Source organism: Corynebacterium segmentosum, from assembly GCF_900637825.1.
Lineage (GTDB): Bacteria > Actinomycetota > Actinomycetes > Mycobacteriales > Mycobacteriaceae > Corynebacterium > Corynebacterium accolens.
On record NZ_LR134408.1, the window covers coordinates 732,911 to 748,386 of the forward strand.

The following is a 15,476-nucleotide window of genomic DNA, read 5'->3' on the forward strand; positions in this document are numbered from 1 at the left end:
GCTCTCTAAAAGTATAGGGCGGGGCCACTGAAAGCAAGAGCAGTGCTCTCTTTTGTGAGTTGCTATAGTTTTCCCATGGCACAAACCCCACGCGAGCGCGCCCGAGAGCAGACGATGACCCGCATCATCGAGCTGGGACGGCAGCAACTAGCTAGTGGTGGTGTAGAGGCGCTGAACCTACGGGCCATAGCCCGTGAGCTAGGAATCGTCCCTTCTGGTATTTACCGCTACGTACCGGATAGGGCGAGCCTTATTACTCTCCTCATTGTTGATGCTTTTGACTCCCTTGATGGGGCAGTGGTGCGGCGCGATGATCCGAGTGCGCAACCGCGTGAGCGATTCATTGGCCTCGTAGGTGCGATGAGGCAGTGGGCCCTTGAATTTCCGCAACGGTGGGGGCTGATTTACGGCACCCCGATTGTGGGCTATCAAGCGCCAGCTGCCGAGACGATAGCAGCGGGTACCAAAGTTAGCCGCCGCCTCGCCGCCTTGCTAGAACAGTCTACGGTCGCGTCGTTGGGGCAGCGATCGCGCCAACTGGATGCAGATATGGAGGCAGCCGCGAAAGATATGGGCTCCGAGCTCAGCGCGGACGCCATGGAAATGGCGTTGGAGGCTTGGGTGAGGATCATCGGGCTGATCAACGCCGAGGTTTTCGGCTACCTAGGGCGCGATACGCTGAGCGAGTTCGCTGAGTTCCATACCCGCGCTGTGTCGCGGCTCGCCGATGAGTTAGGGCTCTAAAATCCGCCATTGTCTGCAGCAAAGGCCGCGGCGTGCTCTAGAATCTCGTCTTTGAGCTCGGGGCGGCAGATGAGCAGATCGGGGATGAAGGTGTCCTCGTTATTGAAGGTGATGGGGCTGCCGTCGAGGCGAGAGCAGTGCAGGCCCGCTGCCATGGCAACGCCTACCGGGGCGGCCTGGTCCCATTCGTATTGGCCGCCGGCGTGAATATAACCGTCATAATCGCCCAGCAGAACGTGCATGGCCTTGGCCCCGGCGGAGCCGACGCCCTCGGTTTCATAGCCCATTTTTTCTGCGATGTAGCCGGCCACCTTGGGCGGGCGGTTGCGGGAGATGACGAATTTCTTGGATAGCGGGCCGGCGACGGCGCGCACATCGGAGGACTTGAAGGTCACGCCGTAATCCGGCAGGCCCACCGCGGCGTGGACTGGGGTGCCGTCCTCAACGAGGGCGATGTGTACCGCCCAGTCCTGGCGGCCGGTGGCAAATTCCTTGGTGCCGTCAAGCGGATCCACGATCCAGACGCGCTTCTTTTTTAACCGGGCAAGGTCATCGGAGGCCTCTTCAGAAAGCACGCCATCGCCGGGCCGGTGCTGTTCTAATACGCGGGCGATCCATTCTTGGGCGGCGTCATCGCCGGCATCGCCAAGCGAAAGGCCCCGTAGCAGGCCACCATTGCGCACACCCTTTAAAATCTCGCCGCAGCCTTGGGCGAGCGAATTGGTCAGGCGGGAATCAGAAATCTCGACGGTCATGGTGCCCACATTACAACGGGGACTAGAGTGTGGTCATGCCAGAAAACATCCTCGAGCGCTTTCGCCCCCAAGTGGCGCGGTGGTTCCAGGACGTTTTTGCCGCTCCCACCGCGGTACAAGCCCAGGCCTGGGACAAGATTTCCCGCGGGGATCACGCCCTGATGGTTGCCCCCACCGGTTCTGGTAAGACGCTCGCGGCGTTTTTATGGGCGCTAAATAACCTGGTGGAGCGCGAAGGACAACTGGCCCTGCCGGTGGGAAACGCCGCAGGCTCCGCCACCGGCGTGCGGGTGCTGTATATCTCGCCGCTAAAAGCGCTGGGCGTGGATGTGGAAAATAACCTGCGGGCGCCGCTAACCGGCATTGCGCGCACCGCGGAAAAGCTGGGCCTGGAGGCGCCGAATATTTCCGTGGGCGTGCGCTCGGGCGATACACCCTCGGCAGAGCGCTCCCGGCAGGTGCGCAAGCCACCGGATATCCTCATTACCACCCCGGAATCGGCATATTTGATGCTGACCTCAAAGGCGGCGGGGATTTTGAAAACCGTCGATACCGTCATCATCGATGAAATCCACGCACTGGCCGGCACCAAGCGCGGCGCGCACCTCGCCCTGACGCTGGAGCGCCTGCAAGAAATTGCCGGTGACTTTCAGCGCATCGGGCTTTCTGCCACGGTGCGCCCGCTTTCGGCCGTCTCGGATTTCTTAGGCGGCAACCGCCCGGTGGAAATCGTGGCGCCGGAGGCCCACAAGAAGTGGGACCTGGACGTGCGCGTGCCGGTAGAGGATATGTCGGATCTTCCCACGCCGGAGGCGGGCTCGACCATCGGGGAGCTTACCGTTGATGATGCCATTGGCATTACCGGCGGGCCGGAAGGCAGCGGCGACGGTCTGGAGGATTTCGGCGGGGAGGACTTCGGTGGGGAAGAAGACACCGCGCTGCCCACCGCGAACTCCATCTGGCCGTTTATTACCCAGGACCTCTATGCAGACATCATGGCGCATCGCTCCACGCTGGTCTTTGTAAATTCGCGGCGCAGCGCCGAGCGCCTGACCAGCCGGCTTAACGAGCTTTACGCGCAGGAATATGACCCGGATTCGCTCTCGCCGGAAACCCGGCGCGATCCCGCCCAGTTGATGGCGCACTCGCACGTTGCGGGCAAGGCGCCGGCGGTCATCGCCCGGGCGCATCATGGTTCGGTGTCCAAGGACGAGCGCGCCATGACGGAAACGATGCTGAAGGAAGGCACGCTGAAGGCCGTGGTGGCCACGAGCTCGCTGGAGCTGGGCATTGACATGGGCGCGGTGGATTTGGTGGTGCAGGTAGAATCGCCGCCCTCGGTGGCCTCGGGCCTGCAGCGTGTGGGCCGCGCCGGGCACCATGTGGGCGCGGTATCGCACGGCGCGTTTTATCCCAAGCACCGCGCGGACCTGGTGCAATCCACGCTAACGGTTGCGCGCATGCGCGGCGGGATGATCGAGAAGATGCATACCCCGCGCAACCCGCTGGACGTGCTCGCGCAGCAGACCGTGGCGGCGGTCGCTGCAGCGGGCGAGGAAGGCTTAAGCGCGGATGATTGGTATGACACCGTCAAGCGCAGCCATCCCTACCGCGAGCTGGCCCGCGAGGTTTATGACTCCGTCATCGATCTGGTCAGCGGCGTCTACCCGTCCACGGATTTCGCGGAGCTAAAACCCCGCGTGGTCTATGACCGCGTCTCTGGTGTGATGACCCCGCGGCCGGGCGCGCAGCGGGTCGCGGTGACCAGCGGCGGCACCATCCCGGATAGGGGAATGTTCGGCGTCTTCCTCTATAGCGGTGGCGAATCCGGCAAGGCCCCGCGCCGGGTGGGCGAGCTCGATGAAGAAATGGTCTATGAATCCCGCGTGGGCGATGTCTTTACCCTGGGCGCGACCAGCTGGCGCATCGAGGAGATCACTCGCGATCAAGTTCTGGTCACGCCCGCGCCGGGGCATACGGGCCGGCTGCCGTTTTGGAATGGCGATGGCGCGGGGCGCCCCTATGAGCTGGGCCAGGCCTTGGGCGAGTACCGCCGCGAGGTAAATACGGACCCGAGCATTATCGCGGATGCTGATGAGAATGCCCGCAGCAATATCTTGTCCTACCTGCGCGAACAGCAGGAGGCCACCGGGGTTATTCCGGATGAAAAGACGCTCGTGCTCGAGCGCTTCAAGGATGAGCTGGGGGACTGGCGCGTGGTGCTGCACACGCCCTTTGGCCGGCCGGTCAACTCCGCCTGGGCCTTGGCGGTAGGTGCGCGGGTGGGGGAGCGCACCGGCATGGACCCGCAGGCGGTGGCCGGCGATGATGGCATCGTGCTGCGCCTGCCCGAGGGCGAGGCCGATCCCGATGGCACGATTTTTGCCTTCGACGCCGACGATATTGCCGATGTCGTTGCCGAGCAGGTGGGCAATTCCGCCCTTTTTGCCTCCCGCTTCCGCGAGTGTGCGGCCCGCGCGCTGCTTTTGCCCCGCCGCAATCCCGGCAAGCGCGCCCCGCTATGGCAGCAGCGCCAGCGCGCCGAACAGCTTTTGGATGTTGCCCGCAAGTACCCGTCCTTTCCCATTATTTTGGAAACGGTGCGCGAGTGCGTGCAGGACGTTTACGATGTCCCGGCGCTGCAGGAGGTCATGCGCGATCTGGGGCACCGCCGCGTGCGCATCGCGGAGGTCACCACGGATCAGCCTTCGCCCTTTGCCTCCTCGCTGCTTTTTAATTACACCGGCGCCTTCATGTACGAGGGCGATTCCCCGCTGGCGGAAAAGCGGGCGGCGGCGCTCGCCCTTGATCCGGCGCTTCTGGCCAAGCTGCTGGGCACGGTGGAGCTGCGCGAGCTCTTGGATCCCGCGATCATCGATGAGGTCCATGCCCAGCTGCAGCGCACCGCACCCTCGCGCCGGGCGCGCACTACCGAGGAGGTCGCGGATCTCCTGCGCGTGCTCGGCCCCATCCCGGTCGAGGAGCTGGGCGAGTATACGGACGTTCCCTTAGCCGCCCTGGATAGCCTGAGCTCGCGGATTATGCGGGTGCGCATCGGCGGGCGCGAGCACCTTGCCCAGTCCCAGGACGCGGCGCTGCTTCGCGATGCCCTCGGTATCCCCATTCCTCCCGGCATCCCCGCCCAGGTCGCCACGCTTGCCGATGCCCTCCCACAGCTCATCAGCCGCTGGGCGCGCACCCGCGGCCCGTTCGTGCTCGCGGACCTAACCGCTGCCTTCGGCATTTCCGTCTCCGCAGCGCATACCACCCTGGCCGGCCTGGATTCGATTGTGGAGGGCCACTACCGGCAGGGCATCGATGAGCAAGAGTACTGCGCCGCCGAGGTGCTAAAGACCATCCGCTCGCGCTCGCTTGCTGCCGCGCGCGCGGATACCGAGCCGGTCTCCGGCGCCGCCTTCGCCCGCTTCCTCCCGGAGTGGCATGGCATTGCGCCAGCCGGAAAACGACCCGCGCTGCGCGGTGCCGATGGCGTATTTTCCGCTATCGAACAGCTCGCCGGGGTGCGCCTGCCGGCTTCTGCCTGGGAATCCATCATTCTGCCCGCCCGCGTGGGGGATTATTCGCCCCGCATGCTGGATGAACTGACCGCCAATGGTGAGGTGATGATCCTCGGCGCCGGAAAGGCCGGGGCCGCCGACCCGTGGGTCATGCTGCTACCTGCCGATTACGCCGCCCAGCTGGCCCCCGAAACCGATCCGGAGGGCGTAAGCATGCTGCAGTGCGCCATTTTAGGCGTGCTCGAGCGCGGCGGCGGCTTCCTCTTTTCCGATATCGCCGCCGAGGTCCCCGGTACCGCCGAGGAAACCCGCGAGGCCCTCTGGGGGCTGGTGGAAATGGGCCTGGCCAGCCCAGATTCCTTCGCGCCCATCCGCACGCGCTTATCGTCAGGCGGGCGCGGTGCCTCCCGCGCGGGCCGCGGTTCTACCGCCCACCGCTCCAAGCGGCGCCCCACGCGCTCGCGGCTGCGCATGGGACGCACCTCGTTCGCCCAGACCCAAAACGCCAGCGGAAGCGCTGGCCAGACCCCACCCGATATGCTCGGCCGCTGGTCGCTGGCGGTGCCCGCAGCCCAAGATGCCACCTCGCGGTCCGTGGCGCACGGCGAGGCCTGGCTGGATCGCTACGGCGTGGTCACCCGCGGCTCCGTGGTGGCCGAGGACGTCCTCGGCGGCTTCGCGCTGGCCTATAAGGTCTTATCCGGCTTTGAGGAATCCGGCAAGGCCATGCGCGGCTATGTCATCGAAGATCTCGGTGCCGCGCAATTTTCCACCCCGGCCATTATCGATCGCCTCCGTGGCCTAGCGGATTCCCCCGATGTCACCGGTTGGCCGTCTGGTACCACCGATCCAGAGACCTTCGTGCTCGCCGCCGTGGATCCCGCCAACCCCTACGGCGCGGCGCTGCCTTGGCCGCAGCGCGATGATGCGGGTGGCAAAGCCACCGGCGGGCCGGCCCGCTCCGCCGGGGCACTGGTCGTGCTTTGCGATGGCCTCCCCATTGCCCACCTCACCCGCGGCGGCAAGACCCTGACCACGTTTATCGAAGCCCTGCCCGATGGAATCGAGACCACCGACGTCTACGCCCGCCTCCTATCCGCGCTCGTAGAACTCATCGCCGCCGGGCACATGTCACCGCTGGTGATTGAAAAGTGCAATGGCAACCCCATCCACCACACCCCGGCGGCTAATATCCTGCGCTCGCTGGGGGCCGGAATCACCCCGAAGGGCGTGCGCATTGCCGGGCAGGCTGCGCCGCCGCGTGAACCGCGCGTCCCGCAGCGTGGAGCGCGGGACGGCTCACCGGACAACTCAAGGGGTGGCTCGAGCGGTGACCTGCGCGGCGGCAGGCGTGCCTCCGAGGCCATCGAGGAGCTCAGCTTCGACGATCCGCCTCCGCCCCCGCCACCTCGCAATTCTGGTGGCTTCCGCCCGCGCGGCGGATACCGCCGCTAGCGCTACCCGCCCGCAGGTGTATTTTGGTGGGGCCACTGTGTCTGAGTCCGACGGAAGGAGGACAGCTCCCATGCCCGAAGGCGATTCCGTCCTACAACTTTCGCGCCGCCTGCAGTTTATGGCCGGGCGCGAGGTCACCGGCTGTTCCGTGCGCGTGCCGCAGCACGCTACCGTTAACCTCACCGGCACCATTTGCGAGCGCGTGTGGCCCTATGGCAAGCACCTCTTTATGCAATTCGACCAGACCATCGTGCACACCCACCTAAAAATGGAGGGCACCTGGGCCATCCACTACGCCGGCGACCGCTGGCGCAAGCCCGGCCATAGCGCGCGCATCGTGCTGCAACTGTCCCATTCACCGCGCGATATTGAACTCGTAGGCCACTGGTTGGGCTTTGTCGATATCTTCGACGCGGATCAGTACTTTAGCCGCATCGCGCACCTTGGCCCGGATATCTTGGACCCCGACTGGGATCGCGAAGAGACGGTGCGCCGTTTGCGCGCGCGACCCGAGCGCAGCATCGGCACGGCGCTTTTGGACCAGAAGATCGTGGCAGGCATTGGCAATGAATACCGCGCCGAAATCTGCTTCCTCGCCGGCGTTCACCCGGCCACCCCGGTGGCAGAGGTGGATGTGGAACAGGTAGTGGACATCGGCAAGCGCATCATGTGGGCCAACCGGAACTCGCCCATCCGCGTGACCACCGGCGTGCGCCGGGCCGGGGAGACTACCTATGTCTTTGGGCGCAACCGCAAGCGCTGCCGGCGCTGCGGCACCATCATCCAGAAGGATTCCCTGGGCGGCGTTGACCGCGGTGGGGACGAGGGCGAATTAGAGCGCATCATCTGGTTCTGCCCGCACTGCCAGCCGCTCTAAGGTTCCTTTACGCTTTTCGCGCTAAGCTGGCGGGCATGCGATCACTACTAAATCTTGTATTTAATATCATCTGGTTACTCTCCGGCGGCATCGTTCTTGCGCTGGGCTACTTCCTCTTCGGCATCATCGCCTGCATCTTCATCGTGACGATTCCGGCGGGCGTGGCCTCGTTCCGCATGGGCCAGTTCGCGCTGTGGCCATTCGGCCGCTCCGTGGTGGAGCCCCGCAAGGGCACCGGCGGGATGTCTGGCATCTCCAATGTCATTTGGTTCGTCATCGCTGGTCTGTGGCTATCCATCGGCCACGTCGTTACCGCCGTCATCCAGGCGATTACCATCATCGGTATCCCCGTTGCCTGGGCCAACCTCAAGATGATTCCAGTGACCTGCTTCCCCTTCGGACGCAAGGTTGTTAGCTCGAAGAGCATCCCGGCCGGCTGGCAGCCCATGGTGAAGCTGTAAATTCACCTAGTTTGAAAGCGCCTGGCCCGAAGCGACATGTTGCTTCGCGGCTGGGCGCTTTAGTGATCTGTGGTGCTTAGGCACGAATATGTCCAAAACAACCGCGTTTGTCTGAATTTGAGGGCAGATTTTTTAAGAACGCGGTTGTTTTGGACACTTTTACGCTAGAGCCTGGGGCGCATGACCCGGGCACGGGCCGGAGCTAACGGTTGGCGCGGTACCAGCCGATGAGCTTATCGGTGGACTGGTCGCCGGAATCTACCTCTTGGCTGCCGGAGACGGCGGGGGCCAAGTCATTGGCCTGCTGCTTGCCCAGCTCCACGCCCCATTGGTCGAAGGAGTTGATATCCCAGATGATGCCTTGGGTAAAGACGATGTGCTCGTAGAGCGCGATGAGCGCGCCCAGGGTGGAGGGGGTAAGCTCCTCGGCCATAATCGTGGTGGTGGGGCGGTTGCCCGGCATGACCTTGTGCGGCACGAGGTCTTCCTCAACGCCTTCGGTAGCGATTTCTTCTGCCGTCTTGCCAAAGGCCAACACCTTGGTTTGGGCGAAGAAATTGCCCATGAGCAGGTCATGCATCGAGCCGGTGCCGTCCGCGGTGGGGAAGTCCTCCTTGGGGCGGGCAAAGCCGATGAAGTCCGCTGGGATGAGGCGGGTGCCCTGGTGCATGAGTTGGTAAAAGGCGTGCTGGCCGTTGGTGCCCGGCTCGCCCCAGTAGATTTCGCCGGTCTGCCCAGTGGTCACTGCGGTGCCATCGCGGCGCACGGACTTGCCGTTGGATTCCATGGTCAGCTGCTGCAGGTAGGCCGGGAAGCGGCCGAGGTCCTGCGAGTAGGGCAGCACGGCGTGGGTTTGGGCGCCGAAGAAATTGGTGTACCAGATGCCCAGCAAGCCCATGAGTACGGGCACATTGCGCTCTAGCGGGGTGGTGCGGAAGTGCTCATCCATGGCGTGGAAGCCTTCCAACAAGCGCATGAAGTCCATCGGGCCAATGGTGCACATCAAAGATAGGCCAATGGCGGAATCGAGGGAGTAGCGCCCGCCCACCCAATTCCAGAACGGGAACATATTATCCGTATCGATGCCGAATTTCTCCACCTGCTCCGCATTGGTAGATACGGCCACGAAGTGCTTGGCTACGGCGGATTCATCGCCATCGAATTGTTCGATGAGCCAACGGCGGGCCGCGTGGGAATTGGTCAGGGTTTCCTGGGTGGTAAAGGTCTTGGAGGAGACGATAAAGAGGGTGGAGCCGGCATCGAGCCCGTCCAAGGTGGCGGCCATATCGGCGGGATCCACGTTGGAGACGAACTCCGCGGAAATGCCGGCCACCTCATAAGAGCGCAGGGCTTGTGCGGCCATGGCGGGGCCGAGATCGGAACCGCCGATGCCGATATTGACCACCTTTTTGATGGTGTGGCCGGTGTGCCCCAACCAGGAACCGGAGCGCAGGGCGGTGGCGAAATCGCGCATGCGGCCCAAAACCTCGTGGACATCGGCGGCGACATCTTGGCCATCGACGTGCAGGTCATCTTCTACCGGCAGGCGCAGCGCGGTGTGCAGCACGGCGCGATCCTCGGTGTTGTTGAGGTGCTCGCCTGCAAACATGGCATCGCGCCGGCCTTCCACGTCGGCGGCGCGGGCTACCTCGACCAGGTGCTGGAGGACGTCTTCATCGATGAGGTTTTTGGATAAATCCACGTGCAGGCCTGCGGCGTCGAAGGTGTAGTTCTCGGCGCGGTTCGCGTCTTTGGCGAAGAGATCGCGCAGGAGCATGTCCTGCTTATCTTCAAATACCTTGACCAGGTCTTTCCACTGGGGCGATGCGGTGATATCCATGGCAATTGGCCTTTCTGGCGACGAGCGCATTGGCAATGTGTACCCCTCCCACCGTAGTCGAGAATGAGTGCCAACGGCACCGTGAGAAGTGTGGCATTTAGAGCATGAGCGCGCCCGCCCAGCCGGCGATTAGAAGTGGGATATTGAAGTGAATAAAGGTAGGGATGACGGAGTCACGGATGTGATCGTGTTGGCCATCGGCGCCGAGGCCGGCGGTGGGGCCGAGGGTGGAATCGGAGGCGGGGGAGCCGGCATCGCCAAGCGCGCCTGCCGTACCAATGAGCGCCACCGTGGCCGCGGGGCTAAAGCCAAGCGAGGCGCACAGGGGAACGTAGATAACGGAGATAATCGGCAGGGTGGAAAAGGACGAGCCGATGCCCATGGTGACCACTAGGCCGACCAAAAGCATGGCGCCTGCGGAGAGGAACTTATTGGTGCCAAAGAGGTTGGCGGTGGCATCGACAAGCGGGCCGACTTCCTCTGTCGCCGTCATGACTGAGGCAAAGCCCTGCGCGGTGATCATGATAAAGCCGATAAGGGCCATCATTTTCATGCCGTTGGTAAATACGTCATCGGCGTGCTTCCAATCCACCGCGCCGGAAATGAGCAAGATGCCCAGGCCGGTCAGGGCGCCGACGAGCAGGCCATCGGACTCGAAATCGAGCGCCTGCATGATGATTTGGACGGCGAAGGTGGCGATAATCGCCAGGATGGAAACCCAGATTTTATACCGCGAGGGCGTTTCCTGGTGCTCTGCGGCGGCAATGGGACGGTCCTCGTACTCGCGCGGGGCGCGGTAGCTAATAAAGATGGCGATGAGCAGGCCGGCGAGCATGCCCAGGGCGGGGATGGCCATGACCTGCATAATATTGATATCGGAGGTATCCAGGCCGGCCTCTTCAATATTGAAGAGCAAAATATCGTTCAAGTAGATGGACCCGAAGCCCACCGGAATGAACATGTAGGTGGTGATAAGGCCGAAGGTCAGGCACGTGGTGATAAGGCGGCGATCCAGCTTGAGCTTATTCATCACCGCCAAGAGCGGCGGGACGAGCAGCGGGATGAAGGCAATGTGGACGGGGATGAGGTTCTGGCTCATCACGGCCATGGCGATAAGGCCAATAACGAGCATCCACTTGGTGGTGGCCGCGGCCTTGGGATCTAATTCGCCGCTGCCGCCGAGCTTGGCGATGAGAACGTTGGCCAAGATCTGCGGCAGCCCGGCGGAGGCAACACCCATCGCGAAGGCGCCCAAGAGGGCATAACTTAAGGCAATCTTGGCGCCGCCGCCGAGCCCGTCCTGGAAGGCCAACATGGTGGCATCCAGGCCCATACCGGATAGGAGGCCGCCGGCGATCGCGCCGATAAAAAGCGCCACCACCACGTGCACGCGCAGGAGGGCGAGCGCGAGCATGACGATGACGGCGATGAGTACTGCGTTCATGCCCCGCAAGCGTACTGCATACTATGGGCGAGCCCGTAATTAATCCGAGGGGTTGAGAGGTGGACTTATCCCAAGCGGCCGCGCCCCATGCGCAGCAGGGCAGAGGCGATGGTGGGGCCTTCCTCACCAAGTTCCGCGCGGAACTCATTGAGAATGGCGATCTCGCGGGTGTGCACCAAGCGTGTGCCGCCGGAGCTCATGCGGGTGCGGCCCACCGCGCGGGAGACCTCGGTGCGGCGTTTGACGGCATCCAAGATGATCTGATCCAGGCGGTTGATTTCCTCGCGATACTGCTGGATTTCCGCATCAGATAGGGGATCATCCGTGCCGGTGGGCGTGCGGATATCCAAGCCATTGTCAACGATGGATTCATTATCTTCAGCGGTCATGGTCCCTTATTGTGCCACTTGGTCAGGTATTTAGAAAGCGCAGGGTATGCCGCAAATACGGGCCATGTCCGGTGGGGCTAGTAGGTTGGTAGGCATTATGACGAATAACTCTCCATTTAGCCCAACTTCTACCCCGCGCGAACCCGTATCCGGTGCTGCTTCCCGCGGCGGCTTCGCCCCTAGCCAGCCCGAGCAGCAGAACCCCTTTGGCAGCACGCCTAGGCCCGCGGAATCCGATCCTTTAACCCAAGGTTTGAATCCACAGCAATTAGAGGCGGTCACCCATACCGGCAGGCCCCTGCTGATTGTCGCCGGCGCGGGTTCTGGCAAGACCGCGGTGCTTACCCGCCGCATCGCGTACCTCATGCGCCACCGCGGGGTAAACCCGTGGGAAATCCTCGCCATTACCTTTACCAATAAGGCGGCCGCAGAGATGAAGGAGCGCGTGGGTTCCCTGGTCGGTCCGGTGGCCGAGCGCATGTGGGTATCCACCTTCCACTCCATCTGCGTGCGCATCCTGCGCCAGAACGCCCAGCTCGTGCCGGGGCTAAATACCAACTTCACCATTTATGATGGCGACGATGCCCGCAGGCTTCTATCCATGATTGCCAAGGACATGCAGTTGGATCTGAAGAAATACACCCCGCGCGTGCTGGCGAACCAGATCTCCAACCACAAAAACGAGCTCGTGGGCCCGGCCGAGGCAGCCGACAAGGCGCAGCAGACCAAGAACCCCTTTGAGACCACCGTGGCGGATGTCTACGCCGAGTACCAGCGCCGCCTGCGCGCGGCCAATGCGGTGGACTTTGATGACCTCATCGGGGAAGTAGTGCGCATTTTCACCGAGCACAAGCAGGTAGTGGAGTTTTATCGCCGGCGGTTTAAGCACGTGCTCATTGATGAGTACCAGGACACCAACCACGCCCAGTACGCGCTGGTAGCAGCGCTCGTGGGCAAGGGCGAGCTGGGTCCTGATGCCCCAGAGTTGTGCGTGGTGGGTGATTCCGATCAGTCCATTTATGCCTTCCGCGGCGCCACCATCCGCAATATCGAGGAATTCGAGCGCGACTACCCGCAGGCGCACACCATCTTATTGGAGCAGAACTATCGCTCCACGCAGACCATCTTGAACGCGGCTAATGCCGTGATTGCGAAAAACGAGAACCGCCGGGAGAAAAACCTGTGGACCGCGCACGGCGATGGCGAATCCATCGTGGGGTATGTGGCGGATAACGAACACGATGAAGCCCGTTTTATCGCCGCAGAGATCGACGCGCTGGCGGATAAGGGCCACAGCTATTCCGATATCGCCGTGATGTACCGGACCAATAATTCCTCCCGCGCGCTGGAGGATATCTTCATTCGCTCCGGCATTCCCTATAAGGTCGTGGGCGGGACGCGCTTTTACGAACGCCGCGAAATCCGCGATATGGTGGCCTACCTGCGCATTATGGATAACCCCGACGATACGGTGAGCCTGCGCCGCATCATCAATGTTCCCAAGCGCGCCATCGGCGATAAGGCCCAGGGCCAGATTGCCCTGCACGCGGAAAACCAGGGGATAAGCTTTGGCAAGGCGCTTGCCGATGTCCCCCGGGGCGACGTCCCCGGCCTTGGCACCCGCGCCGTTAATGCCGTTACCAAGTTCAACGACATGATGGAGGGCATCCGCGCACAAATCCCCGGCATGCGCGATGAGGTGACCGGCCAGCCCGATCTGGGCGAACTGCTCACCGCCATCCTGGATACCACCGGATATAAGGCGGAGCTAGAAAATTCCAACGACCCGCAGGACGGCGCGCGCCTCGATAACCTCAATGAGCTGGTATCCGTGGCCCGCGAATTTACCTCAGAGGCCGCCAACCAGTTGGCCGCCGCCGGGGCGGATGCGGTCGATCCCAATGAGCTATTAGAAGAAGGCGAAGCCGCGCCGGGCTCGTTGCAGGCCTTTTTGGAAAAGGTCTCCCTGGTCGCAGATGCGGATCAGATCCCGGATTCTGAGACTGGGGTAGTGACCATGATGACCCTGCATACGGCCAAGGGCTTGGAGTTTCCCGTCGTCTTTGTCGCCGGCTGGGAGGACGGCCAATTCCCGCACATGCGCTCACTGGGTAACCCGAAGGAATTAAGCGAAGAACGCCGCCTGGCCTATGTGGGCATTACCCGCGCCCGCGAAAAGCTGTACCTCACGCGCGCCATCTTGCGCTCTGCGTGGGGCAATCCGGTAACCAATCCCGCCAGTCGCTTCCTCGCCGAGATCCCAGAGGATCTCATCGACTGGCGGCGAGAGGATTCCGATAGTGACCTCACCGGTTCCTGGGGAGCCGATGACTATCAATATGGCCGGAGCTATCGCCGCGGTTCTAGTGGCGCCTATTCCGGTGGTGGGGGTGCTGGGTTTGGCCAGCGCGCTACGTCTTCCCCTTCGCAACGCACTCGCCAGCCTGCAGCTAATTCCATGCCGAAGAATAAGAACCTCAACCTTGCTGTGGGAGACCGCGTCAACCACGCCAAGTACGGGCTCGGAACCGTAATTGAAACGGCCGGTTCCGGTGCCCGCGCCACGGTGACCGTGGACTTTGGTTCCTCCGGCAAGGTGCGGCTCATGCTCATCGGCGGTGTGCCGATGGAAAAGCTCTAGACCGAGATCCCGCGCTCGTTGAACCAGCCCACTGGGTCAACGGCCGCGCCGCCACCTGGGTGGATTTCGAAGTGCAGGTGTGGGCCGGTGGAGCGGCCCTCGTTGCCGATGTCCGCGATGTGGTCGCCCGCAGAAACGTGGTCGCCCACGTTCACGCGCAGCGAGCTAGCGGACATGTGGCCGTAGACGGAGATGCTGCCATCGACGTGCTGGATGCGAATCCAGTTGCCGAAGCCCTGTGCCGGACCGGAGTTAATGACCGTGCCGTCCATGACGGAGTAGATCGGGGTGCCGACTGGGTTAGCCACGTCGATGCCGTTGTGCATCGCGCCCCAGCGCATACCGAATCCAGAAGTCAAGGTGCCGGAGGTGGGAAAGACCACTGTATTGCCGGCAGCATCGCGACTGCGCTGAGGGGTCAGTCCAGAGCGGTCGCCCTCGGGGGCGAAAGCTTCCCGTAGGCCAGGAACGGAGGAGGGGTCCAAGATGATGTTGATCCCGCCGGATTCGTTCGGGCTAAATTCCGGGACGTCTTTGCCGGTGAGTACACCGGCGGCGGCGTTTGCGAAGCCGACGGCGGCGTCGATAACGCCCGCGTTATCAACGTTGGTTGCTTGCGGCTCAGAGGAGCCATTGGAAACGTCCACGCTGGCCACTGGATCAGCAGCAAAAGCGGAGGTGCCGGTAGCAAAAACGGTGCCAAGCGTAACGATGCTTAGCGCTACATTCCTGCGTGCGCGGTTCATGCGCTTCATAGTTTAAGTCCTTTTCATGGCTGTGCATGGTCTCGAGGCGCGCAAACCTTAAAGGTTTGGCGTCTTTCAACTGCCCTCTGCGACACGCCGAGGAATGGAAATACCCCATTTGGCGTTCGCTTGTGGCAACGAGTTAAAAGTTAGCCTGCCCATAGAGACCGCGCAATCTGTAAAAATGCTGGTAGAAAAGGCGTTTATTCGAAAAGCTTCGAACATGCCAGCTTGTTGCGCGTGTTACGAAAGTGGCCAAAGTTGCGGGTTTGAAGTACTGGTTTAAGCTCTGGGGGTGGCTGTCGGGGGTGAGGAGAGGGGGTTACTGGCACCAAGCTAGAAAACTGCCATCTACCTGCGACAAGGCTGGATGCTGGACTTAACTGGCAGTCGGTGGGGCTATTTTGGGGCCTCTATTGGTGGCTCGTTTATGGCGACGCTCGCCGGTGATAATTCCTGGCGCCGCGTGTATGTGCTCTCGTTCGGTGCAACGGCGCTCAGGGCGAATGGAGGGGCCCTAATCCCGCGATGTGGAGGCTTGGGCGGCTATGGGGCCCTAGGGGGCTCATACGGGCCCTGGAGGGCGGCTGTGCGGCTCTCTAGCAT

The 15,476-nt window shown here is 62.5% G+C and carries 10 protein-coding genes; 5 read left to right on the plus strand and 5 right to left on the minus strand.

What is annotated here, in order from left to right; translation table 11 throughout:
• Positions 1 to 75 precede the first annotated feature (75 nt).
• Entirely contained in the window at positions 76 to 744 is a 669-nt protein-coding gene (locus EL217_RS03625; RefSeq protein ID WP_005279883.1) for a TetR/AcrR family transcriptional regulator, read from the plus strand.
• On the opposite strand, the gene EL217_RS03630 is transcribed toward EL217_RS03625, so the two are convergent.
• A complete protein-coding gene (locus tag EL217_RS03630; protein WP_172596708.1) occupies positions 741 to 1,499 on the minus strand; it encodes a 3'(2'),5'-bisphosphate nucleotidase CysQ in 759 nt (252 codons plus the stop codon). The two genes, EL217_RS03625 and EL217_RS03630, sit on opposite strands and share 4 nt — an antisense overlap.
• A 35-nt stretch (positions 1,500 to 1,534) precedes the next feature.
• Between EL217_RS03630 and EL217_RS03635 the strand changes: the two genes are divergently transcribed.
• From EL217_RS03635 to EL217_RS03645, 3 genes are all read left to right on the plus strand, one after another.
• Positions 1,535 to 6,472 (plus strand): DEAD/DEAH box helicase, encoded by a 4,938-nt coding sequence (locus EL217_RS03635; protein ID WP_172596709.1) that lies wholly within the window; start codon positions 1,535 to 1,537, stop codon positions 6,470 to 6,472.
• A gap of 70 nt (positions 6,473 to 6,542) precedes the next feature.
• Positions 6,543 to 7,349: a DNA-formamidopyrimidine glycosylase family protein gene (locus EL217_RS03640; protein WP_126318604.1), complete on the plus strand. Its 807-nt coding sequence runs from the start codon at positions 6,543 to 6,545 to the stop codon at positions 7,347 to 7,349.
• Between the two features lie 35 nt (positions 7,350 to 7,384).
• Positions 7,385 to 7,810: a YccF domain-containing protein gene (locus tag EL217_RS03645; protein ID WP_023017610.1), complete on the plus strand. Its 426-nt coding sequence runs from the start codon at positions 7,385 to 7,387 to the stop codon at positions 7,808 to 7,810.
• A gap of 202 nt (positions 7,811 to 8,012) precedes the next feature.
• Here the strand turns inward: EL217_RS03645 and pgi are convergent, their stop codons facing one another.
• The 3 genes from pgi to EL217_RS03660 form a co-directional block, all read right to left on the minus strand.
• Positions 8,013 to 9,650 (minus strand): glucose-6-phosphate isomerase, encoded by a 1,638-nt coding sequence (gene pgi / locus EL217_RS03650; protein ID WP_126318606.1) that lies wholly within the window; start codon positions 9,648 to 9,650, stop codon positions 8,013 to 8,015.
• A 97-nt stretch (positions 9,651 to 9,747) separates the two neighbouring features.
• On the minus strand, positions 9,748 to 11,094 hold the full coding sequence (locus tag EL217_RS03655; protein ID WP_126318608.1) for a Na+/H+ antiporter family protein: 1,347 nt from the start codon (positions 11,092 to 11,094) through the stop codon (positions 9,748 to 9,750).
• 65 nt (positions 11,095 to 11,159) lie between these two features.
• The gene (locus EL217_RS03660) at positions 11,160 to 11,483 is read right to left on the minus strand and encodes a chorismate mutase (protein WP_005279891.1); all 324 of its coding nucleotides are present in this window, start codon (positions 11,481 to 11,483) and stop codon (positions 11,160 to 11,162) included.
• A 97-nt stretch (positions 11,484 to 11,580) separates the two neighbouring features.
• Here EL217_RS03660 and pcrA point away from each other — a divergent pair, with 97 nt between their 5' ends.
• Positions 11,581 to 14,124: a DNA helicase PcrA gene (gene pcrA / locus EL217_RS03665; protein WP_126318610.1), complete on the plus strand. Its 2,544-nt coding sequence runs from the start codon at positions 11,581 to 11,583 to the stop codon at positions 14,122 to 14,124.
• On the opposite strand, the gene EL217_RS03670 is transcribed toward pcrA, so the two are convergent.
• Positions 14,121 to 14,879 (minus strand): M23 family metallopeptidase, encoded by a 759-nt coding sequence (locus EL217_RS03670; protein WP_005279895.1) that lies wholly within the window; start codon positions 14,877 to 14,879, stop codon positions 14,121 to 14,123. The two genes, pcrA and EL217_RS03670, sit on opposite strands and share 4 nt — an antisense overlap.
• Positions 14,880 to 15,476: the final 597 nt, after the last annotated feature.